This is a genomic window from Marinomonas sp. FW-1, from assembly GCF_005222245.1.
GTDB lineage: Bacteria > Pseudomonadota > Gammaproteobacteria > Pseudomonadales > Marinomonadaceae > Marinomonas > Marinomonas alcarazii.
The window spans coordinates 2,532,497-2,554,136 of the sequence record NZ_CP025987.1; the positions used below are offsets into that span (position 1 = coordinate 2,532,497).

19 protein-coding genes are annotated in these 21,640 nt (G+C 44.3%); 10 read left to right on the forward strand and 9 right to left on the reverse strand.

The features are described 5' to 3' along the window. Window positions 1–82: 82 nt before the first annotated feature. The 5 genes from C1X04_RS11835 to C1X04_RS11855 all read right to left on the reverse strand — a co-directional run bounded on the left by C1X04_RS11835 (window position 83) and on the right by C1X04_RS11855 (window position 5,598). Complete coding sequence (locus C1X04_RS11835) at window positions 83–2,425, reverse strand: fatty acid cis/trans isomerase (RefSeq protein ID WP_137170027.1); 2,343 nt, start codon at window positions 2,423–2,425, stop codon at window positions 83–85. A 194-nt stretch (window positions 2,426–2,619) separates the two neighbouring features. Next, window positions 2,620–3,219: a hypothetical protein gene (locus tag C1X04_RS11840; RefSeq protein ID WP_110573551.1), complete on the reverse strand. Its 600-nt coding sequence runs from the start codon at window positions 3,217–3,219 to the stop codon at window positions 2,620–2,622. Window positions 3,220–3,306: 87 nt separating this feature from the next. Next, window positions 3,307–3,687 carry a YacL family protein gene (locus C1X04_RS11845; RefSeq protein WP_110573553.1) on the reverse strand — a complete coding sequence of 127 codons (381 nt, stop codon included), beginning with the start codon at window positions 3,685–3,687 and terminating at the stop codon, window positions 3,307–3,309. A gap of 11 nt (window positions 3,688–3,698) precedes the next feature. Further along, entirely contained in the window at window positions 3,699–4,715 is a 1,017-nt protein-coding gene (gene ylqF / locus C1X04_RS11850) for a ribosome biogenesis GTPase YlqF (protein WP_137170028.1), read from the reverse strand. A 262-nt stretch (window positions 4,716–4,977) separates the two neighbouring features. Further along, the gene (locus tag C1X04_RS11855) at window positions 4,978–5,598 is read right to left on the reverse strand and encodes an ACP phosphodiesterase (protein WP_137170029.1); all 621 of its coding nucleotides are present in this window, start codon (window positions 5,596–5,598) and stop codon (window positions 4,978–4,980) included. A 234-nt stretch (window positions 5,599–5,832) separates the two neighbouring features. Between C1X04_RS11855 and C1X04_RS11860 the strand changes: the two genes are divergently transcribed. The 6 genes from C1X04_RS11860 to C1X04_RS11885 all read left to right on the forward strand — a co-directional run bounded on the left by C1X04_RS11860 (window position 5,833) and on the right by C1X04_RS11885 (window position 12,348). Next, the gene (locus tag C1X04_RS11860; protein ID WP_110573558.1) at window positions 5,833–7,362 is read left to right on the forward strand and encodes an ABC transporter substrate-binding protein; all 1,530 of its coding nucleotides are present in this window, start codon (window positions 5,833–5,835) and stop codon (window positions 7,360–7,362) included. Window positions 7,363–7,437: 75 nt separating this feature from the next. Further along, a complete protein-coding gene (locus C1X04_RS11865; RefSeq protein WP_110573560.1) occupies window positions 7,438–8,418 on the forward strand; it encodes an ABC transporter permease in 981 nt (326 codons plus the stop codon). Then, the gene (locus C1X04_RS11870) at window positions 8,415–9,353 is read left to right on the forward strand and encodes an ABC transporter permease (protein ID WP_110573562.1); all 939 of its coding nucleotides are present in this window, start codon (window positions 8,415–8,417) and stop codon (window positions 9,351–9,353) included. The genes C1X04_RS11865 and C1X04_RS11870 overlap by 4 nt, the downstream gene beginning before the upstream one ends. 1 nt (window position 9,354) lies before the next feature. Beyond that, window positions 9,355–10,353, forward strand: a complete 999-nt coding sequence (locus C1X04_RS11875) for an ABC transporter ATP-binding protein (RefSeq protein ID WP_137170030.1) — start codon at window positions 9,355–9,357, stop codon at window positions 10,351–10,353. After that, window positions 10,353–11,363: an ABC transporter ATP-binding protein gene (locus C1X04_RS11880; protein WP_137170031.1), complete on the forward strand. Its 1,011-nt coding sequence runs from the start codon at window positions 10,353–10,355 to the stop codon at window positions 11,361–11,363. The genes C1X04_RS11875 and C1X04_RS11880 overlap by 1 nt, the downstream gene beginning before the upstream one ends. A gap of 49 nt (window positions 11,364–11,412) precedes the next feature. Further along, entirely contained in the window at window positions 11,413–12,348 is a 936-nt protein-coding gene (locus C1X04_RS11885; protein WP_137170032.1) for a LysR family transcriptional regulator, read from the forward strand. A 47-nt stretch (window positions 12,349–12,395) separates the two neighbouring features. Here C1X04_RS11885 and C1X04_RS11890 read toward each other — a convergent pair whose 3' ends face one another. Beyond that, window positions 12,396–13,880 (reverse strand): bifunctional diguanylate cyclase/phosphodiesterase, encoded by a 1,485-nt coding sequence (locus C1X04_RS11890; protein ID WP_175404935.1) that lies wholly within the window; start codon window positions 13,878–13,880, stop codon window positions 12,396–12,398. A gap of 195 nt (window positions 13,881–14,075) precedes the next feature. On the opposite strand from C1X04_RS11890, the gene dbpA reads away from it, so the two are divergent. From dbpA to C1X04_RS18490, 4 genes are all read left to right on the forward strand, one after another. Continuing rightward, window positions 14,076–15,458 (forward strand): ATP-dependent RNA helicase DbpA, encoded by a 1,383-nt coding sequence (gene dbpA, locus C1X04_RS11895; RefSeq protein ID WP_137170034.1) that lies wholly within the window; start codon window positions 14,076–14,078, stop codon window positions 15,456–15,458. Further along, window positions 15,455–15,817 (forward strand): hypothetical protein, encoded by a 363-nt coding sequence (locus C1X04_RS11900; protein WP_137170035.1) that lies wholly within the window; start codon window positions 15,455–15,457, stop codon window positions 15,815–15,817. Before dbpA ends, C1X04_RS11900 begins: the two co-directional genes overlap by 4 nt. A gap of 87 nt (window positions 15,818–15,904) precedes the next feature. Beyond that, on the forward strand, window positions 15,905–17,206 hold the full coding sequence (gene guaD, locus C1X04_RS11905) for a guanine deaminase (RefSeq protein ID WP_137170036.1): 1,302 nt from the start codon (window positions 15,905–15,907) through the stop codon (window positions 17,204–17,206). 96 nt (window positions 17,207–17,302) lie between these two features. Continuing rightward, window positions 17,303–17,458 (forward strand): hypothetical protein, encoded by a 156-nt coding sequence (locus C1X04_RS18490; protein ID WP_175404936.1) that lies wholly within the window; start codon window positions 17,303–17,305, stop codon window positions 17,456–17,458. On the opposite strand, the gene C1X04_RS11910 is transcribed toward C1X04_RS18490, so the two are convergent. The 3 genes from C1X04_RS11910 to C1X04_RS11920 all read right to left on the reverse strand — a co-directional run bounded on the left by C1X04_RS11910 (window position 17,455) and on the right by C1X04_RS11920 (window position 21,639). Continuing rightward, the gene (locus C1X04_RS11910) at window positions 17,455–17,958 is read right to left on the reverse strand and encodes a hypothetical protein (protein WP_175404937.1); all 504 of its coding nucleotides are present in this window, start codon (window positions 17,956–17,958) and stop codon (window positions 17,455–17,457) included. The two genes, C1X04_RS18490 and C1X04_RS11910, sit on opposite strands and share 4 nt — an antisense overlap. Before the next feature lie 216 nt (window positions 17,959–18,174). Further along, on the reverse strand, window positions 18,175–20,286 hold the full coding sequence (locus C1X04_RS11915) for a site-2 protease family protein (protein ID WP_137170037.1): 2,112 nt from the start codon (window positions 20,284–20,286) through the stop codon (window positions 18,175–18,177). Continuing rightward, complete coding sequence (locus C1X04_RS11920) at window positions 20,287–21,639, reverse strand: efflux RND transporter periplasmic adaptor subunit (RefSeq protein ID WP_137170038.1); 1,353 nt, start codon at window positions 21,637–21,639, stop codon at window positions 20,287–20,289. It abuts the gene before it with no gap. Window position 21,640 lies beyond the last annotated feature (1 nt).

Sequence of the window (21,640 nt, forward strand, 5' to 3'; positions counted from 1 at the left end):
GGCGCTTCTTTATCAGTGCAAGGAGACAATCATGCATATAATGCAGAAGCGCTTTGCCTTGGCAGCTCTTAAACAAAACAAGCTAGCGGTTTTCTAGACGGTTATAATCCAAAATACCACTTTCTCTTGGACGATCTTGTTTATTCAAGTTAGCAATGGCATCACTGACAAACCAAAAATTAGGATGCGTTCTGCGAATACCAAACGTATCCAATAAAACCGAATAATCTTCTGCCGTTTGCAGGCTGCCCACTTGTTTGGCCCAATCAATCAGCTCGCTCTCTTCTACCTGCATTAAGACATTTGGGTAATCGCCTAACACCCCTTTCACAAGGGTCACACCGTCTTCATCGGGTAATCGCGTCTCTTCTTCATCCAGTAAGCTTGAGATATTCGCATGCGCTTTATTGTGTATCAAACTGATCACTTCAAGCGGAACACCTTGCTGTGTAACCAATACCGTGGAGACATTAGGCAAATGAACCAAACCACCACCGCGCACAGCTTGCAGCTTGTATAGCGCCTCACGCTGATCTCGCGTTAATTTACTTTGTTCTAAGTCATGACTATGATCCAGCACGTTCGATAATTTTTCACGAAGCTTTTCATAGAGTTCTGATTGGTGATCATCCGTTACGTACTGCACTTCCGACTGACGACCAACCTTAATATAATCACTGAATATGTAATCCTTGATAATTTGGCTTACGTCTCGATACCAATACTTGCGAACAGATTCTCGATCTTCTTTAGGAAGGAAAAGCAAAAAGTTCATTTCGCCTTCCATTCTCAAAAAATCCATATATAAGCGCGTTACAAGCTGATGACCCACGTTGCCATAAACATCAAAACCCGCCACCAGAAGGTAATGGATTCGCTCCAATAATGGGTAATCAATCACCCAAGCGGTTTTGGGTTGCTGTCCGACCATGCCTTTTACAACGGACGCGTTGTCAAAATGACGGAAAATAGTCAAAGCCGCATTTGTATTAACGCCTTCACCATCCCAAATCAAATCTAAATCCAAAGGCGTATTGTTGAACCCAGCACTTTCAATCAAAGCCGCTTTGGCAGACAAATATGACTTCTGCTGCTCTGAAAATCTGACCCATGACGCGATAGGCAGGCTATTGCTTGAGGCAGGTAAATCTAAGCCCTGCACTTGGTCTTCTAAATAATCTGTCGAACCTTTACCGTAAACGACTTCTGGATCAATAAAATACACCCAAAATTGATCATTGATCACATTTACCGCCACTTGACCACGACAAACAGGGCCTTTTATAAACGACATAATCGTTTTTTGCGAATGGTCTAATAAAAAGCGGTAACGAGCATGCGTAGGTATTTCTTGAAAGGTTTTAAACGGATTCGATGCTATTTCAGGCTCATAACCAGGATCTTTGGTCACGTCGTAATCACTGGAATAAAAATACGATTGCCAACGAGCATAACGCGCCTCATCCAGCTGCATAGGAATATGGTTCTTTTGTACTTTTACTTCTTGATCTAACCAAAGTCGATAGTAAACACGCTCCACACCTGGATCATCATAAGGTCGTCGAGTGGCGATTCTCTCAATTGCTTCCCCTGGCGGCGTTTTAGAACGAACAAGTTGGAAACGAAATGCTTCGCCGCCATCAAGATACAAGCTATACAAGTAGAGATGTTCGTAAATATAACGCGAGACTAATTGAGTCTTTAAATCATCACCATTTAAGCGTGACTCCCATAGCGCAACTTTCTTTTTAAGATCGGCCGGAGCCTGCGCCGCCGCTGGCATTTTCCCACCAGTGGCTAACCAACGAGATAGCACATCATACTCACTGGGGCTGAGTGCCGGTAAGCCATAAGGCATCCCCCAGTTTGGGTAGTCTTGTTCAAACTGGTTATACTCTTCCACACTGACACACTGCTGATCACGAGCCAATGAGAAATCATATTCATCAGACAATACAGGCTGTGTAAATGAGCCCTGTTTAGCACGTAATGCGATCGCCCTATACAACAAGCTACCTTGTAAATTCGCTGCCGGTGATTGATCTCTCTCATTTAAGACAGGATGAAAACCTTTTGATCGCCACTCATCAGTGGTATTGGCATCAATAAATAAACGCGTAGGTGAAGAAGCCAACAGGCGAGTGCCATCGTAAACCAACTCTTTTGAACCGCCTCGCTCAAGACCAGCGGGCGCGGTTAATTTCAACTGACAAGGTGCGTCATAACAGGCATGACAAGAAACACAACGACTATCAAGAATGGGTTTAACGTGTTCATTATAAAAAGCACTGTCTTCTTCGCTAACCTCAACAACACGATGCTGTGAATTTTGTTCGCCGAATACCGTGTCAAACTGGTGTGTTGCATAGGCAGCACAGCCCGACACCAATACAATCAAACAAAGAAAAGTCAGCCATCGAGACATTAAAAAGATCCTCTTGTATATTTCATCTTTTTTTAATCGTGTTATTCAAAGTTAAAAACGCTTCATTTACTAAATATAACACGTCAATGTCATCATTTAGGCTTCATTAAAAAAATGTTCTTTTCTAAATAAAAAAACGCCTTAAGGCGTTTCTTTATGTGTGATTTTACAAAACAAACTAGGCACTTGTTTGTTTATTCGTCATCAACAATACCATCATCTGGGTATTCGTCTGACAACTCATAAGAATCATCACCCATATCATCATTAGCCATCAGCAGAGCTTCTTCATAAGCGCCGCCAAATTCAATACGAGTTATATCATATAAGTCATATTCAAATGTTTCATCGAACCAACGAGCATCAGAACCAATTTCCTCAAGCTCATACGTCACAGAATCGGCACGAACCACACGACCAATTTCGCAGCTATCTGGTTCTACTTCTTCACGATGAAGTGTCACCAGTCCAAACTCTTCACTAATATCAATCAACATGACCGCTAAATCATCTAGATCAACTTCTGGATCAACAACTTCTTCGCCACGAAGCGACAATACTTTTTTCTGGAAGTCATTAAAGGGAGCAGGATGCGCAAAATCGCTAATATCCTCTAAAAAGAGAACTTGATAACCATTTAGACGAACACTGTCATCCACTAATTGGAGCAAAACCATTTCTTCGTTGGCATCCACGACAAAACCGTCCGTCCAACTATCTGGTCCGTCCAATTCTTCACGAAAAATGCGAACAACATTATTTCGAGTGCGGGCTTTTTCCAATTCGATGAGCATATCGGCTCCCTAAAAAAACGTAAAAAAATAAACAACGCTAGTGTAAACCTAGCTCGCACTAGGAACAACTACTCTGACACTTAAGAATTAATTCAGCACTTCGTGCCAATTCTCAATCATATTAATGAGGTCTTCTAAACCACATTCGGCCTGAATACCATCTGTCGATGTTTGATAAAAGCTGTCTTGTGAATCAAACATGGCTTTTATCTCTTCTTCAGCTGAATCAAGATCAATTTGTCTAGACACAGACACACCCTCTTCACTGACAATAACGTCAAAAGGGCCATGCTTGAATTCTGTTGTTTCCTTTTCTGTTTCCGCTAAACGAGCAGCAATTAATACGCGCTGAATGCTTTCAACATCACGCACATACTCAGACACCCATTCCCCAATTGCGGCGAACTCATATCCAGTATAAATGCGATACACATTTTCGTCCTGATCAAAGGCAATTTCATAATCCATGACCGTGAACCTCACTGCTTGTCATTTGTATTCTCATCATGCTTAGTAGACTGGGCTTGATCCGTTTGGTTTGTTTGATTATCGCGATAAGCTCGATTACTCGCCTGCTGTCGCTGCGGAACGGCCGCAGCTAACCTTGCTTGCCTTTCTGCTTCTTTCTTCGCTTTAGCCTCTTCCACCAAACGCTCTTCATGCGCAATCATTTCTGGTGTTTCCATCACGTAAGGCCCAATCGCGCCAGCCCTTACATCATTTAAAAAAACTTCTGCCGCCTTATGCATATCGACCTTGCCACCAGATCGCAAAGCGCCTCGCTTAGAGCCAATCACTCTCAAGACTTCATATGGGTCCGACGACACATCTTTTAATTTATAGCGTGTCATCAAGGCATCTAAATAGTCGGTAATAAAAAACTTCACTCCGACTAATGCGACATCTTCGTAATCAATAGCCGTATCTCGCACAGCACCAGTCACAGCTAAACGGTAGCTTGCATCTGGGTTTTCAATTTTTGGCCATAGAATGCCAGGTGTATCTAATATCTGGAAACCGTTTGTCACTTTCAGTTTTTGTTGAGACTTTGTCACAGCTGGCTCATCACCGACTTTGGCAACACGTCGCCCTAAAAGAGCATTCATTAGACTAGACTTGCCGACATTAGGAATACCAGCAATCATCGCTCTAATCGGTTTTTCAGCACTGCCCCTATGAGGAACCATCTGTCCAACCCACTGACTAATTCTCGCGACGTCTGCCTTATCCAATGTCGAGAATGGGTGCGCTAAAACCGTTTCACTACCGCGCCAATGCTCTAACCATAAGTCTAGACGAGCTTTGTCCGCTAAGTCTTTTTTATTCAACAAACGCAAAACAGGCACATCACCACGTAATGTATTCAACATGGGGTTTTGGCTGGAATCAGGAATACGGGCATCCAACACTTCAATAACGATGTCAACTTGCGTCATGACCTCTTCGATCTCTCGACGCGCTTTATTCATGTGCCCTGGATACCACTGAACGCTCAACCTAACTCTCCCATTTCAACCACGCTTTTTTCGGTGGCGAATTCTACCATAAGTTCTTACAAGATAGAGAAAATACTCTATTAAGAAAAAACATTACTCTGCCATGGCTATTTTAGTACTGTGGGCGCCTTATATCTGACTCAGATCAAGGCAGCGCTAAACAAACTATCTATACTCGTCCATTCCAGATTAAGCAAAGCAAGGAATCTGCACCTAGCTTAACGCATAGTCTGGTTGTTCTCTCGATTGGGCTGACTTTCTACTAGAGAGTCGCCAAGCCCATTAGCCGAGGCTGTGTGTGGCCTCGGCTTTTTTTCATTTCTTCATCTACAAACTTTAGTAAATCAGGATACAGGCGTAAGAACGGCGCTTCTGCCTGTTTGATTACCAGCTCTAAGTCCTCTACAAAATCAGCCAAATACTCGCCATGACGCCAGCGTCGCATAATGGAATAAATTGCCTTCTCCACACCATCAATGGTGCCCAGATTTGCCAACCAGTTTTCGTTTTCCAATGAACGAATCATGTTCTGCAAACGTTCTGGACTACGCTCTTTATCTTGCACTAAGCCAAATAATGCTTGATCACAAAAAGCATCTAACGGAACAGAACTAAAGCGATCCCAATATTGTATGAGCCAATAATCCATCACAATGTCTTGAACGATTCCAGCAAAGCGACGACGCCCTTTTCTCGGCATAGAACGAAACAACACACTGGCCTCGTGGTTATCCACCATCACATCCACTTTCTGATGCAGCTGCCAACCGATCCACAGGTCGGTATCAAGACTTTCCACCTCAACCGAAAAATCCCCCAGCAGATTACCTACCCATGATGTATGAGTAAGAGAAGCAATATGAAGATGTGCAAAATAATTCATGACGACCTGCAAGTAGTGGAAAATTGAGCGAAAGCTTACGCGACATTGTTATCTAAATACGCCAGCAAATAGCAGTCTTACTGTCTTTTTACTCTTTTTTTTGCAAAAATGGCCAATTGTCATCTTTATGGTCAAGATTTAACATTCCTCTAGGATCTACATTACACCAAGCCGAGGTCTGTTAGGTACCAAACACCACACTCGAACATTCAGCCTACTAACGAGACAGAAACAATGAAGATAAAGGTTATTATAGCCTGTTGTTTGGCTTTACTTTTATACAACAAGGCAGTGGCAACAACACTGAAAATAGCCTATGACACGGACCCTGTTTCATTAGACCCTCATGAACAATTATCAGAAAGCACACTGCAATTCTCTCATCTTGTTTTTGATCCATTGCTCAGATGGAATAAAAACGGGCAATTCGAAGCTCGCCTTGCCACCAAGTGGGAACGACTCGACAGCCATACAATGCGTTTTTTCCTAAGAAAGAATGTTGTCTTTAGTACAGGCAATACTTTCTCATCAAAAGATGTTGCATACACCATAGAACGTTTAAAAAAATCGCCCGATTTTCGCGCCATGTTCGACACAATAGACAAAGTCACAATGGTTGATGAATATACTATTGACGTTCACACCACTTATACCAACCCATTATTACTGAATATAATGACCTATGTCTTTCCAATAGATAAAGCCTTTTATCAGGGGAAAGATCAAATCATTAAATACGGTGAAACATTTGCTTCTCGCAATGTGTCTGGAACAGGGCCTTACATTCTAGACAATCGTGAATTAGGTAGCTGGATGGAGCTAACACGAAATCCAAATTACTGGGATAAAAACTCAAAAGGCAACGCCGACAAGATTATTCTCACGCCCATCCGAACGGACTCCACTCGGCTTGCGGCGCTACTTTCAGGAGATGTGGACTTTATCTTTCCAGTCTCACCGATTGATATCGAACGGGCAAAAAAAGTCTCAGGCATCCAGCTCGTCACCCTGCCAAGTACGCGCATATTATTGCTTCACATGAACCAAAATAGACGCAAAGAGTTTCAGGATGTCAGAGTACGAAAAGCCATCAATTTAGCCATCAACCAAGCGCTAATCGTTGATAAAATATTAAAAGGCTACGCTACACCAGCGGGCCAGTTAAGTTCAGACAGGTTTCTCGGACACATCAACGGCCTTGAGCCAGAATACGATGTTGAAAAAGCACTAGAATTAATGAAAGAAGCCGGTTACGAAAAAGGCTTCCGCATTAGCATGATGGCACCCAACAACCGCTATATGAGTGATGAAAAAGTCGCCCAAGCCATCAGTGCCATGCTTTCCAGAATCGGCATTACTGTCGAATTAAAAACCCTTCCCAAAGCGCAATACTTTAAAGAGTATGATAATCGCAGCGCAGACATGATGATGCTCGGCTGGCAATCAGACACAATGGATTCCAATAATTTATTTGAATTTATTATTGCTTGTCCAGATACCAATACGGGCATGGGCGCTTATAATGCCAGTGAATATTGCAGACCTGAAATCGATGCGGATATCCGTCAAGCAAACAGAGAAATGAACCCAGAGAGACGCCTGCGACTTTTACAGCAAATCGAGTGGAAAATTTATAACGATTCTGCCGTCGTGCCTCTTTACTGGCAATCTCTGACTTGGGCGGCCAAAGACGGCGTCAATATAAAAGACATAGTCAATGATCAAAACTACCCGCATATAGGAGATCTATTCATTGAAGAATAGAGAGTACACCAATCACATTAAAGGTATACTGCCCCTAAACACAGCCTTAATGATAAGTGGATACATACCTTTCCTATGCTGATTTTTTTACTACGGCGCTTACTGCAAGCTTGCTTTGTCATGATCATTATCAGTTTGATTAGCTTCTCCATTCAGGACAAGTTAGGTGACCCAGTACAACAAATGGTGGCCATGACCGTATCACCAGAAGAACGCAACCAATTACGTAACGAACTTGGCTTGAATGATGGGTTTCTCATTCAATATTGGCGTTTTGCTAAAGGCGCAATTCAGGGTGACCTTGGCACCTCTTATTATTACAAAGAGCCTGCGCTGGACGTCATTTTGGAAAAGCTACCAGCCACATTAGAGCTGGCCTTTTGCGCGATATTAATTGTGATCCTGATTGCCACCCCTTGTGGTGTCATGGCCGCAATTAAACCCAAACATATACTTTCAAGACTGCTCATGGTGACAAGTTCTATTGGCCTTTCCGTCCCCATCTTCATTGTCGCTATTCTGATGGTGTACATTTTTTCGATAGAACTCAATATTGCTCCCAGCTTTGGCAGAGGACAAACTACTGAAGTTTTAGGGCTATGGGAAAGCGGTCTATTTAACAAAAATGGACTCAGTCACCTACTTCTGCCTAGTTTGTCATTAGCCATTGCATTAATGCCTATTTTTGTTCGCTTAATCCGTGCTGAAATGATGGACGTCTTACAATCTGAATATATCCGCTTTGCTTGGTCAAAAGGCCTATCTGCCCGACGCATTTACTTTATTCATGCGCTAAAAAACACCATGCTCCCCGTGATCACTGTTGGCGGTATTCAAGCAGGTACTTTAGTAGCTTACACCATACTTACTGAAACTATTTTCCAGTGGCCTGGTATGGGCTTTTTATTCATGGATTCCGTTAGCCGAGTCGATACACCATTGGTTTCTGCGTATTTAATAGTGGTGGGAGGCATTTTCGTTATCACAAATACCTTTGTTGATTTGATTTATGGGTTATTTAATCCAACTGTACGCTTAGCGAGTCATGGTTTATGAAGCACCCAAAAAAGGACCTCACCCACCCTATCGCAGGCAGTCGTTGGAATCATATTTGGTCTGGCGTGGTGGGCGACAAGCTTGCAATGATGGCGCTTATCATCTTTGTTTTTTATTGCCTTGTGGCTTTACTTGCTCCTTTAGTCGCGCCCTATGATGTCTCAGATCCCGCTTTTATGGATCTTCTTAACTCTGAACTCCCTCCTAGCTGGATCAGTGGGAACAGTCAGTTTTTGCTGGGCACCGATGCCCAAGGCCGAGACTTACTGTCCGTCATTTTGTACGGCACAAGACTGTCACTCACGATAGGAATTTGTGCCGTTCTGATTCAAGTAACACTTGGTATCTGCATTGGTTTAGTTGCTGGCTATTTAGGTGGCCGTATTGATAACTTTCTGATGCGCTGTGCTGATATTCAGCTGTCTTTTTCAAACATGATGGTGGCAATTGTTTTTTTAGCTATTTTCCAATCTTTATTTGGTATGGCTCGCTATCAGCAGCTTGCTATGGTCATTCTTATTCTGGTTATTGGCTTAACCGAATGGCCACTATTTGCCAGAACCATTCGCGCCTCAGTATTGGCTGAAAAACAACAAGAGTATGTGGATGCCGCCAGAGTAATGGGAATCAGCTCGAAGCGCATTATGTTCCGACATATTTTACCCAATACCCTGTCACCTATTTTGGTTATTTTCACGGTACAAATAGCTAACGCCATTGTGGCTGAAGCTGCCCTGTCCTTTTTAGGATTAGGCATGCCTGCCACCGAACCGTCACTCGGCTCGCTTATTTCAGAGGGGTTTGCCTATATGTTTGCTGGCTCATGGTGGATATGTGTCATCCCAAGCATCACGCTCATTATTTTGATATTAGCCATGAACTTGCTAGGAGATTGGTTGCGCGATCATTTAAACCCAAGGGCGTACAAAGATTAATATGAATTTACTCAGCGTTAGCCATTTAAACGTCAATTTTCATATGAAAAAGCGCGAACTCGCTGCCCTTATTGACGTCAGCTTCACACTTAATAGAGGTGAAAGAATCGCCATCGTCGGGGAATCAGGCGCGGGCAAGTCGATCCTAGAATTCTCTATCGTTAATTTGATTAGCAAGCCTGGATATATAGAGTCGGGCTCGATCAAACTAGAAAACAAAGAACTAACGACAATGAATTTGCGTCAGTTACAAGAAATTCGCGGCAAGCGCATCGCAATGATCTTTCAAGATCCTATGATGACGTTAAATCCAGTGCTCACTATTGGCAACCAATTAGTTGAAACCATTCGCAGCCACACTAACATTTCTTATAAAGACGCCCGTAATATTGCCATCGAAAAACTTCATAATGTGCAAATTTCATCCCCTGAAAAACGCTTTGATCAATACCCTCATGAATTATCAGGTGGCATGAGACAAAGGGTTATCATTGCGGCTGTTTTATTACTGAACCCAGATATCATCATTGCTGACGAACCAACCACGGCTTTGGATGTCACCATTCAAGCCGAAATATTGCAGTTACTTTTGAGCATTTGCCGAGACAATGGTGTCGCGCTCATTTTGATTAGCCATGACCTTGGTGTGGTTTCAAAAGTGGCTGAGCGTACCTTAGTTATGTACGCTGGCCACATTGTGGAAGAAGGGCCTACTCTGGAAATAATTAATGACCCACAACACCCTTATACCCAAGGCTTGTTGAATGCACTTCCTCAGATGACCATTCCTGGCCAACGACTCAATCAAATACAAGGCAGCATGCCATCGCTGGCAGAACGCCCTACGGGCTGTGCATTTCATCCTCGCTGCCCTTACGCTACTCAAAAATGCAAACAAGAGCAGCCACAGTTCATTTACAGCGGTGTGTCCAGCGTGGCGTGTTTTATGATAGAAGACATGCTAAATGAATTCGCTGATACAGATAAGGAGGTCTTGTAATGGCAACGCCTCTTATTCAAATCAGCGGCCTAGAAAAAGCCTTTTCAACCAATGAAAGCTGGCTCGGACAGTGGCGCCTTCGCCAAGGAAAATTAGCCAGACACAAAGACAGCGTTCACGCACTCAACGGAGTTAACCTAACCATAAATCAAGGCGAAACCTTATGCGTGGTTGGTGAAACAGGCTGTGGCAAATCAACACTGGCACGCGTCATTATGGGACTAGCGCCGCCTAGTGCCGGTGAGATTCATTATCTAGATCAGCGCATCGATCAACTAAACAACCGTCAACGCATGTTTTTTAGACGCCGTATGCAAATGGTGTTTCAAAACCCGTATGCATCACTCAACCCTAGAATGACGGTGTATCAGACACTCAGCGAGCCAATTTCATTTCATAATCCGCAATTGTCGCAATCGAGTGTGGATGAAAAAATCGATGAGCTTTTAGAGTCCGTAGGTATTTCGGCTTCCAGTTCCGATCGCTATCCTCATGAGTTTTCTGGCGGACAACGTCAGCGAATCAGTCTGGCTCGCGCTCTATCAGTTGAGCCCGACTTTATTGTCGCGGATGAGCCACTTTCAGCACTGGATGTTTCCGTGCAAGCCCAGGTTCTCAATCTGATGATGGATAAACAAGAAGAGCGCAACCTCAGCTATCTGTTTATCACTCATGATTTAGCGGTTGTTGAGCATTTTGCAACTCGCGTCGCTGTTATGTACCTAGGCAGAATTTGTGAGCTATCTCCAACGAGCACTCTATTTAGCTCACCAAAGCACCCTTATACACAAGCGTTACTATCTGCCATACCTCGACTAGACAGTAACACAGCCCAACCGATTAGACTCATTGGTGAAGTACCAACACCAACAGAGAAGCCTATAGGGTGTGTTTTTCAGGCACGCTGTCCATATGCAAATCAACGTTGCTATGAGTCTTCTCCTAGCATGACATTGCAAAGCGATGGCAGCAGCGTTGCTTGCCACGCCATTGAGGAGGGTCGACTATGACACTCCTAATTGCACTGCATTTTATGTCTTCTGATCGTCGGGAGGCTCCATGGAAATAAGATGGCTTGAAGACTTTATCGCTCTTGCGAAAACACGTCATTTTTCGCGTGCAGCAGATGAACAAAACGTCACCCAACCTACGTTCAGTCGACGCATAAAATTACTTGAAGAAGAGATGCGCGTAACGCTGATCGACCGTAACACTTTGCCGTTGTCATTAACCCCTGCTGGGGAAGTATTTCTGCAGAGTGCAGAACTCATAACAAGACAATTAAGAGACACAAAAGAACGTTGCCAAGAAATTCGTAAGCAAGAAGAGTCACAGATACGCTTTGTAACGACGCAAACCCTGTTCCTTAGCTTTTATAAAGAAGCAATAGAACCTTTTTGCGAGCAAATCGATATGGAGCTCGACATTAATATGAAATCCAGCTCTTGGCTTGGCATCGATTTTGTCAACTCTTTGATGGATCAGCAATGCGATATCATGTTGTGTTACTGGCACCCTGCTATTAACTTTATTAGAGCCCTTGATGATGAACAATATGAGCATATTGTTATCGCTCAAGAAACGCTCATTCCATGCAGTGCGACCGATACCAACGGCGAACCCAAGTTCACTCTACCAGGAGCAAAACGCAAACCTTTGCCCTACATTGGCTATTATGAAAACTCATTCTTGCAGCCAGTGATTCATCATCACTTACAACGCCAGCGAGAAATCCCGCAGCTACAAACACTGTCGGAAAATTATCACTCCGTCAGCATTAAAGCCATGGTGAAAGAAGGTTACGGTGTTGGCTGGATCCCCAAACGCCTCATGCTAGATACATTGAACTATGGCAAGGTGGCTTTGGCAGGTGAAGAGAATTGGAATATCCCTCTAGAAATACGCATGTATCGATCTAGGTTCAATCAAAACCCCAACCTAAATCAATTTTGGGAAGCCATAAAGAATAAAATCGCCCGTAACGGATCACTCTAGACCGTTACGTCACGGTTTGTTATAGATGAATGGGCTGATTAGCAGCCCTATTCATTCAATGCGAGCAAAATAGGATCACTCCCCATGTTTTGGGGACCTAAGGCTTTACTGAACAAATAGCCTTGCCCAATGTCGCAACCATACTCTCGCAGCAACGCCAATTGCTCAACGTTAGTAATCCCCTCAGCAATAACTTTCAAACCTAAACTATGGCTTAAGCGGATAATCCCATTTGTTAACGCGGCATTACTTTCATCATTCATGATGTCACGAATAAATACCTGATCTATTTTGACGGAATCAAATGGAAGGTTTTTCAAATAGCTTAAACTAGAATAGCCCGTACCAAAATCATCTAACGCTAAGGTTATACCAAGACGACTGACTTGTCGTAGCAGTTCCGCACAACCTTCTGGGTCTTCAATTAAAATCGACTCTGTCACTTCAATCTCAAGCAGCGCAGGGTCGACTTTATACCGATCTAACAAGGCTAATAATTTAGGCAAAAAATCGACTCGTTTTAACTGTGCAGCCGAGCAGTTAATCGCAATGGGTGGGACATTAATTCCTTGCTTTTGCCACTCAAGAATGTGACGAAACGCTTGTTCAAATACCCAATCCCCCAAAGGTAAAATGATGCCACTTTGTTCCGCAATAGGAATAAATTCGGCAGGAGAAACCACCCCAAGTTCTTCATCCTTCCAGCGCAACAAGGCCTCCATACCAACGCAAGACTTAGTAACCAAATCCACTTTAGGCTGAAAATGAAGCTCTAGACTTTCTTGCTGTAAGCCTTGGCGTAATCGTGTTTCTATTCGCACATTACGAGCAAATCTCCGCCCCATTTCAGAGTCATAAAAGTGATGTGTCGCTCTGCCGGAATTCTTCGCTCGATACACAGCCATATCGGCATTTTTTATCAATGTAACGGCATCTAAACCAAACTCAGGATAAAGAGCCATACCAATAGAACAGCCTATGTCGAGCGTTAACCCTTCGACAAAGTAGCTTTGACTTATCTTGTGAATAATATCTTTAGATAACCCACTAAGTTGGGAGACGTCTTTATCATCGTTTTGTACCAACAAGACCAAAAAAGTATCTCCCCCCAAATAACCAACCACTGTATTTTCAGGTAAAATAGACGTTAACCGCTCTGACACCTTAACCAACAACTTATCACCTAGTTCGTGACCAAACGCATCATTGATTGTCTTAAAGTGGTCTAAATCCAAAATCATCACGGCCAACTTTTTATCTTCTTGCTGACAAAAAGCGATTAGCTCAGTGAGCTTTTGTTGCACCTGATAACGGCTTAGCAAGCCCGTTAACTCGTCTATTTCAATCCGCTTCTTGGCATAATCCAAAGCAGCGTAATAAGTAGATAATAGTTTCTTAGTGTACAAAGATGAGCCGAGAGCCAACAAGCCAAAGACCCATAAAGGGTTCACTTCCCAAGGCGCAACACTTACGAGCATGCCGGATATGAAAACACTAATAAAAACAATATAATGCAGATTTTTATTTTTCACTTTTTCCCTTGAATCAGCCATTATTGACTCGCTAGTAGCCCGTAAATGAAATGCCCTTTAATATAATATCAACTTTGTGACGGTTAACTTTACCTATAAATAATAGCACCAACACCTAATAATTAGCGAAGCAAAGTATTTAGCCGTATTTTCTGATATTATTTGCTTATTATTTTTCTAATATACAGGCCTTTTGTGACCCAATTTCAACACGCTCTTACCAAGACACTTCCCACTAAGCTTAACAGCCTACTTTCGGATATGGGGTTCACGACCTTTACTCCTATTCAAGAGCAGAGCTTACCTCCCATTATTGAAGGGAAAGACATTCTCGCTCAGGCACAAACTGGCAGCGGTAAAACCCTGGCATTTGCCATTGGCCTGTTACTAAAAATCAACCCTCGCTTTTTTGGTGTACAAGCACTAGTCATGTGCCCAACTCGCGAGCTGGCTGATCAAGTGTCAAAAGAAATCCGAAAAGTGGCACGCTATCAAGACAACATAAAAGTATTAAGCCTATGCGGCGGCATGCCTTTTGGACCACAAATCGGCTCATTGGAGCATGGCGCTCATATCGTCGTTGGTACGCCTGGTCGCTTGATGGAGCACCTTCGCAAAGGCACACTTAAGTTAAATGCGCTTAACACATTGGTTTTAGATGAAGCCGACCGCATGCTAGACATGGGATTCGTAGACAGCATTCGTGAAGTGGTTGAGTTAACTCCAAGCAATCGCCAAACCCTTTTATTCTCTGCAACATACGGCGATGGTATTGAAGCGATTAGTGGCGAATTTCAAAAGTCCCCAATTGAGATCAAAGTTGAAGCGCAAGAAGACCTAAAACCGAATATCGAACAATTTTTTGTCCGCAGCGAAAACGCGGATAAGTGCACCACCTTGTTGGCGGCCTTGCAGCATTTCGAACCGCGCCAAGCAATCGTATTTTGTAATACCAAAGCGGAATCACAAGTGGTCGCGGATTGGTTAGCAGATCATAAAGTAGCCGCTCAAGCTATTCACGGAGACCTTGAGCAAAGACAGCGCGATCAAGTACTCGTTCGCTTCAGCAACCAAAGTAGCTGCGTATTAGTGGCTACTGACGTAGCGGCTCGCGGTATTGATGTGAAAGAAATCGACCTTGTGGTGAACTATGACACCACCCGAGACACAGACGTACATACTCATAGAATTGGTCGAACAGGTCGTGCAGGGGCTGCCGGTATTGCGGTTAACCTAGTCACCTCTAAAGACGATTACAAAGTACGCGACATTGAAACTCGCTTTAATACCACAGCGAACTTCATCGAGCTTGACGCTATCGATCCGCACTATCGACTGATCCCACAAAAAACCACCATCTCTTTTGATGCTGGTCGTAAAAACAAACTTCGCCCAGGCGACATTCTTGGCGCGTTAACCGCTGGAATTGGCTTAGATAAATCTCAAGTAGGAAAAATTGATATTTTTGATTTTCACGCTTATGTATCGGTAGACAATGATGTCGCAAAAACCGTTGTAAAAGAATTCGAGAACAAAAAAATCAAAGGTAAAAACATTCGAGCGCGCATCCTGCGATGATCCAAAAGCTCACCTCACCGACAGCGCAAGCTGTCGGTTTTGTTATTGGCGCACTGATTATTGGCTTTGCCACCCTAACACCTATCGATCAGCTCCCTACCGCCCCCGGCACAGACAAACTCCACCATATAATCGGCTTTGGAGGCTGGGCACTGTTATGTGCGTTTGGCCCCATTAAGCGTTTTCTTTTATTGTCTGTCGTTGTCCTATGTTCAGGTGGTGCGATTGAACTGATTCAACCTTACGTGAATCGTTATGCTGAATGGATGGATTTCTATGCCAATACACTTGGCGTTACTCTTACAGTACTAGGTCGATTACTCATTAGTCGGTTGCTTAAATCAAACCCTAAGGTTTGATGAAAGTACAAAAGAGACCTGCTAAAGTATAACCATTCGGTCAACCTTTATAATTTAAATCATTTAGTAAACACTTAAGAGAGATATATGAGCCATTTGAAAGCGTGGCGCTCCGCCATTGTTCACTGCATCGCTGACCCTAAAGACATGGGTGTCGATGCCGCTTACGAATACTTTGAAGATGGCTTATTAGTCATTCAAGACGATAAAATTCATGCGCTAGGGAACGCAGCAGATTTACTTGCCACACTTCCAGAAAACACCATCATTGAACACCATCCAGATGCCATCATCACACCAGGCTTTATTGATACTCACATTCATTATCCACAAACGGATATGATCGGCTCTTACGGCGAACAGTTACTGACTTGGCTAAACACCTATACGTTCCCAGAAGAAAGCAAATTTGGAGACAAAGCCCATGCACGAAATGTCGCAGACCGCTTCCTAAAGGAATTGCTCCGCAACGGCACCACCACTGCATTGGTCTTTGGTACTGTCCATAAAACATCAGTAGACGCCTTCTTTGAAGCCTGTGAGCCACAAAACTTGCGCATGATCTGCGGCAAGGTAATGATGGATCGCAATGCACCGGATTACTTGACCGACACGCCCGAAAGCAGCTACCAAGAAAGCAAAGAGTTAATTGAGAAATGGCATAACAAAGGCCGCTTGCATTACGCCATCACACCTCGTTTCGCTCCAACAAGTTCAGATGAACAATTGCAATTAGCTGGCAAGCTATTAAATGAATATGACGATGTTTATTTACACACCCATTTATCCGAAAACGTGGACGAATGCGCTTGGGTAAAAGACTTGTTCCCGAACAGTAAAAACTATTTAGACGTGTATGACCAACATCAGCTATTAAGCGAACGTTCGGTATTTGCCCATGGTATTCACCTATGTGACAGCGAATACCATCGCCTGCATGAAACCGGCTCGGCGATCTCTTTCTGCCCAACCTCAAACCTATTTATTGGTAGCGGCTTATTCAAACTCAATAAAGCAGAAGAACACAAGGTCAATGTTGGTATGGGAACTGACGTGGGTGGCGGTACTAGCTTCTCCATGCTGCAAACCATGAACGAAGCCTACAAGGTGATTCAATTGCAAAACGAAAACCTTAACCCAATTAAGTCCCTTTATCTGGCTACATTAGGTGGTGCCAAAGCATTACGTCTTGAAGATAAAATCGGTAATTTGGCTGTTGGAAGCGAAGCGGATTTCGTCATCCTAGACAAGAAAGGCACGCCTTTATTGGAATCCCGTCTTGCCCTATCAAAAGGCATCGAAGAAAGTTTGTTCGTCTTCATGACGATTGGTGATGATAGAGCGATCCAAGCAACCTATTCCGCGGGTAAATGCGTTCATCAACGCTAGCTAAACCGCATCTATTCGACCAAAATACACAGCGGCTCACATTAGAGCCGCTTTTTTATATAATTTTGCACCATTCTTTTTACAGGATCTACGATTATGCAAACTCAAGCGACCATCGCACTGGGTGCTTTTGCCATTATTTTCTTTTCTGCAGCACTGGTCATGGGGTTATTTGCACTTAAAAAATACCAAGCTCACAAGAAGCATTTGGAACAAAGCAAAAAGCCAACAAAAGACAAAAAACCTCGTTAGGGGTACAGTCTAACGATGCCCGTCTTGCCTTCCATATCACCTAAGATCCATACTTTTTCAAAGGCGTGGGGTTCAGGTATCGTAATCAGATGCTCAAGGGCTTTAATATCCGCTTGCTTCCAAGCTGGGTGAGTATTGCGAATCACCAACCAAACGCGTTTTGAGTCGTACTTTTTATTCGACTTGCTTTCTAAAATCTTATTAAGCGAACGCAACAAACGTTCATCTGCTGGCTCATTTTCCAGGACCTGCAAAGTTGCACGAGTTTTATCGGTTAAATCCCGCCCCAGAATCGCCATAGCCTCCTCTTCAGAACCATAAAGATGGGCAATTTCTAAATCCAATCGCTCGCCCTCCAGCATACAAGAGACATCAGGACGGATCGGATCATTGTGCCAAATATGGCGAATAGGCTTACCCGTATTACGCTCATAACAACGCATGAAAAGCTTAGCAGCCTGATGTTCAAGCTCTATTTTTTCTTTCTCACTGTTATGCATAGACATTCCTATCAACCAGCAACTATTAAAGTGATGATAACATCAACTTATTACAAGCATTCTAAGTCACTTCATATGCCTAATATACGATATCGCTTCTATAACGATAATATACGTGACTCGCTAAAAATTCTTGGGTAAAGATAAATACGCCAAATCTTTTACTATGGCATCAACCTGCTCTTCACCCCAATCAGTGATGCTTGTACTCATAAGCTAAAACCCAGACTCTCTAATAAAAACACCATAAAGATAACGTCCACCCTCTACTAAGAAACTTGTCGGTTCAACGGATAAATCCACTCGACCATACACTTGGCGGGAAATGGACGATGTATCCTTAAAAGATAAAAGGACTTCATAGATAGACGTATCAGGGATAATTTGATCCTGCATTTTCTGTGCGGCAATGGGGCCATCATACACAGAAGATAAACCAGGATAATTAAGGTGAGTAATTGCAGTGGGAAGTACGTTATTTACAACCAGTTTGGTGTCTAGTTTCGTACCATCATTACCAATAAATCTCGCCTCACTGCCTATTTTTAAACGACTCACAGAACGACCGCTAATATAAGCTTTTACGATACCACTCTGGACATCGTACAAGGTCGCTAACGGCATTTTTTCATTTACATAGTCATCTTTTTTAAGCGATAGCGTTTCACCGATATAACCATCAAAAGGAGCCTGAAAGACCAAACGCTCACGGCGCTCTAACAAGGACTGTAATTGGGACTGCTCCCGTGATATTTGTGTTTGCAAGGTAAGTTTTGTACTACTTGATGATGCCCCGGAACTGGCTCGTTGCCATTGAGTTTGCAACGCTTCAAGCTTCACCTGAGTCAAACGAATCTCTTGTTCAACCTCAGCAGACTCTAATAACATTAGCAATTCACCTTGTTTAACCTTTTTATCTACTGCAACTTGCCAAGTCACCACCCTTGATGGCTCACTGGGATAAAAGGTTTGATGACGCTCAAAGGTAATCACCGCAGGGGCGCTTATTTGATTTTGCCAAGGTACAAGCAAAGCCGCAAACATAAGTAAAACAGCACTTAAGGTCACAATACTGGCTTTATTTATCGTCATGAATTTTCTCAATGTAAGCCAAACACCAATTTCTTTGATAATGGGAAATACTAAAAACCACAAAATCTCCACTAAAAACAACACAATTCCCAATAACTTAAAGGCAAAGTAATACACCAATACAGCGATGCCAATGAAAAGGAAAAAGCGATACACCCAAGTCCCCCAAGCATAGGAAACCATCAAAAGGCATTTTTTTCGATTTAAAGGTTCTGGCGGCGCAAAACCAAATCCAAATAGTTTTTCCCGCAAGAACCACTTTCCAACTAAAAAAGAGCGTGGTTGTAAATTCTCCATTCCGAGAAAATCAGACAAAGCATAATAGCCATCAAAACGCATAAAAGGACTGATATTAATCAGCAGTGATGATATCCAACTAGTGGTCGCCACGAAAAACATCACATCGCGCAAGCTGCCTGAGGGCACGATCGCCCATAAAAAGGTGGCAAAACAGGCAATGTAGATTTCGACTCTGACGCCAGCGGTGACGATATCCAGCCTTTGATAGCGGGAGCGCAAGCGCCAAGCATCGGTGGTGTCGGTATAGAGGATCGGTGTCATCAGTAAAAAGGCCACACCCATGGAGCTGACGCGACAACCATAACGCTTGGCGACTAACGCATGTCCTAGCTCGTGGGCGGTTTTGACTAATACTAATGCGGCGGCGTAATACACAATCGCCGACAGGCTAAAGAAGTTTTGCAGTGTGTGGGTAAAGGTTTCCCATTGGCGCAACACCATGACTAGGCCTAGCGCGCCGATACCGCCGGCTAACCACGGCATTGGGAAGTTTAAGACTTTATAACAGCGCTGGTAGAGTCGTGTCAGGACGAGATCTGGGCGCAGCAGTGGGATTTTGATAAATAGATAATTATGCAGTAGCCACATCAGCACATGCGTTTTACGCTGGGCTTGCTGTGCACTGAACTCGGCGACGCTCTTGCAATCCGATACTTCAAGCAAATGGTTTTGCTGTAAGAAGCGTATAAAGTAGTCGAGCTCTTGCTGACTCACCTCTAGGCCGCGCTCTGCTACTCGCCCCAGTAGCGCTACTTGATCCTCGGCGTGGCGCCACTCACGAAATAAGTACAAGGCCGTACGCGAGAGGAAGTAAAACTTATTCGACAGGGCATCAAACAGCTGCCATCTTGGCTCGCCTTCTTCATCCGGCGAGGCGGGCAACAGTCTTAGATTTTGCCGCAGGCGCGGTAAGGGGGTGGCAGCGTCGGATGGCATTTAGAACCCTAAGCGCTGGCGCAAAAAGGTAATCGGGCGACGCAATAGATAATACGCCAAAGAAACTTCTTCGCCGTAGAGCTTGGCAGTGCCGCGCAACCCTATACGCGGCGCGCTGAATGTCTCGCTGTCATCCGCCGGATCGGCCACCACACGGTAGGCGATGATTTGCTCGGGGGTTTGGTTGGGCTCAAAGGAAGAATACAACACTTTAAACTCGATCGGGTTCAGTGGGTCGGTATCCATATAAAAGGTCACCTCATCACCGCGATTTAATGAAATCGCGTCTTTGGCGGGCACGCGTACTTCTAGTTGGATGCGCTTGGGATCGGCGATCGACAGCACTCGCTCGCCGACGACTACAGGGCGCCCTTGCCATTGATCCGGCCCATCAAACACGGCGATACCGCTGGTACTGGCCAGCAGCTGAGTTTGCACGAGGCGCTTTTGATAAAAGTCTCGCTCGATGGTGTTGAGCGCGACTTGTGATTCAAGCTCAAGCAGGTCGGACTTTTTACGACGATCCACGTAACCCGCTTGCTCGGTGGTGCGCAGGGCCGCTTGAGCGCGCTCTAGCTCGCGCTGGGCTACGTCGAATTGCCCTTGGAATTCGGTGGCATCCATTTGTACCAATAAGTCGCCTTGGGCAATCGCATCGCCTGGTTTGACCATGACCTTTTGTACCGCACCTTGTAGTGGCGCGGTCACTGAGACGGCATCCTTGGCGATGATGCTGCCAGGGGCCAGTACCGTCAGATTGACCGGGACAAATCCTAGTATGACCACACTGACGAGTATAGCTGTGGCGACCTTGCGCGTACGCAGCTTGTCCCAGGTGTTGTGCCAAGGAGACGGCTGGCTAAACAACTGCAGTGCGTGACCATAGGTGGCGGCTAAATGCTTCAGCAGGCCGATTTCGCGCTCTGTCCAAGGCGTAGCTTTGGCAAGACACATTACGCCTAAGCGTTGGTTGACTTTGGCAGGGATGCCAATCGGCAACCATAATATGTGCGGTGCGGAAAACTCGGCTTGGTCCGTTTGCAATGCCTCTGGCCAGCCGTGCGGATCTAGGGTGCGCACAGCGCTGGCGGATTCGGTATCAGTGCTGGACTCATGCTGGGCGACGGTTTCTAGCCAGGCACAAAAGGGTGTGGTGCGATCTACTAAGGCGACATCGCTCAAGGCAAATACTTTGAGCGTGTCGAGCTCGCCGCCTAATAGCAGGGCAGCTTGCTCGTAGGCCACCAGCGAGCGTGTCAGGTTGACCATGACATAGGCTAGCTCGGTTTTGGTTTCGCATTGACGTACTTGTTGCTCGATCTGCAATAGCTGAGCAATGGCCTGATCCGACATG

Bases quoted from the DNA above. Each gene is read 5' to 3' on its own strand.
- C1X04_RS11835 (WP_137170027.1), bottom strand. From the start codon at position 2,425: ATGTCTCGATGGCTGACTTTTCTTTGTTTGATTGTATTGGTGTCGGGC.
- C1X04_RS11900 (WP_137170035.1), top strand. From the start codon at position 15,455: ATGATCCAAAAGCTCACCTCACCGACAGCGCAAGCTGTCGGTTTTGTT.
- guaD (WP_137170036.1), top strand. From the start codon at position 15,905: ATGAGCCATTTGAAAGCGTGGCGCTCCGCCATTGTTCACTGCATCGCT.
- C1X04_RS11910 (WP_175404937.1), bottom strand. From the start codon at position 17,958: ATGCATAACAGTGAGAAAGAAAAAATAGAGCTTGAACATCAGGCTGCT.
- C1X04_RS11870 (WP_110573562.1), top strand. From the start codon at position 8,415: ATGAAGCACCCAAAAAAGGACCTCACCCACCCTATCGCAGGCAGTCGT.
- C1X04_RS11855 (WP_137170029.1), bottom strand. From the start codon at position 5,598: ATGAATTATTTTGCACATCTTCATATTGCTTCTCTTACTCATACATCA.
- C1X04_RS11915 (WP_137170037.1), bottom strand. From the start codon at position 20,286: ATGCCATCCGACGCTGCCACCCCCTTACCGCGCCTGCGGCAAAATCTA.
- C1X04_RS11880 (WP_137170031.1), top strand. From the start codon at position 10,353: ATGGCAACGCCTCTTATTCAAATCAGCGGCCTAGAAAAAGCCTTTTCA.
- C1X04_RS18490 (WP_175404936.1), top strand. From the start codon at position 17,303: ATGCAAACTCAAGCGACCATCGCACTGGGTGCTTTTGCCATTATTTTC.
- C1X04_RS11875 (WP_137170030.1), top strand. From the start codon at position 9,355: ATGAATTTACTCAGCGTTAGCCATTTAAACGTCAATTTTCATATGAAA.
- C1X04_RS11840 (WP_110573551.1), bottom strand. From the start codon at position 3,219: ATGCTCATCGAATTGGAAAAAGCCCGCACTCGAAATAATGTTGTTCGC.
- C1X04_RS11860 (WP_110573558.1), top strand. From the start codon at position 5,833: ATGAAGATAAAGGTTATTATAGCCTGTTGTTTGGCTTTACTTTTATAC.
- C1X04_RS11920 (WP_137170038.1), bottom strand. From the start codon at position 21,639: ATGTCGGATCAGGCCATTGCTCAGCTATTGCAGATCGAGCAACAAGTA.
- C1X04_RS11885 (WP_137170032.1), top strand. From the start codon at position 11,413: ATGGAAATAAGATGGCTTGAAGACTTTATCGCTCTTGCGAAAACACGT.
- C1X04_RS11865 (WP_110573560.1), top strand. From the start codon at position 7,438: ATGCTGATTTTTTTACTACGGCGCTTACTGCAAGCTTGCTTTGTCATG.
- C1X04_RS11845 (WP_110573553.1), bottom strand. From the start codon at position 3,687: ATGGATTATGAAATTGCCTTTGATCAGGACGAAAATGTGTATCGCATT.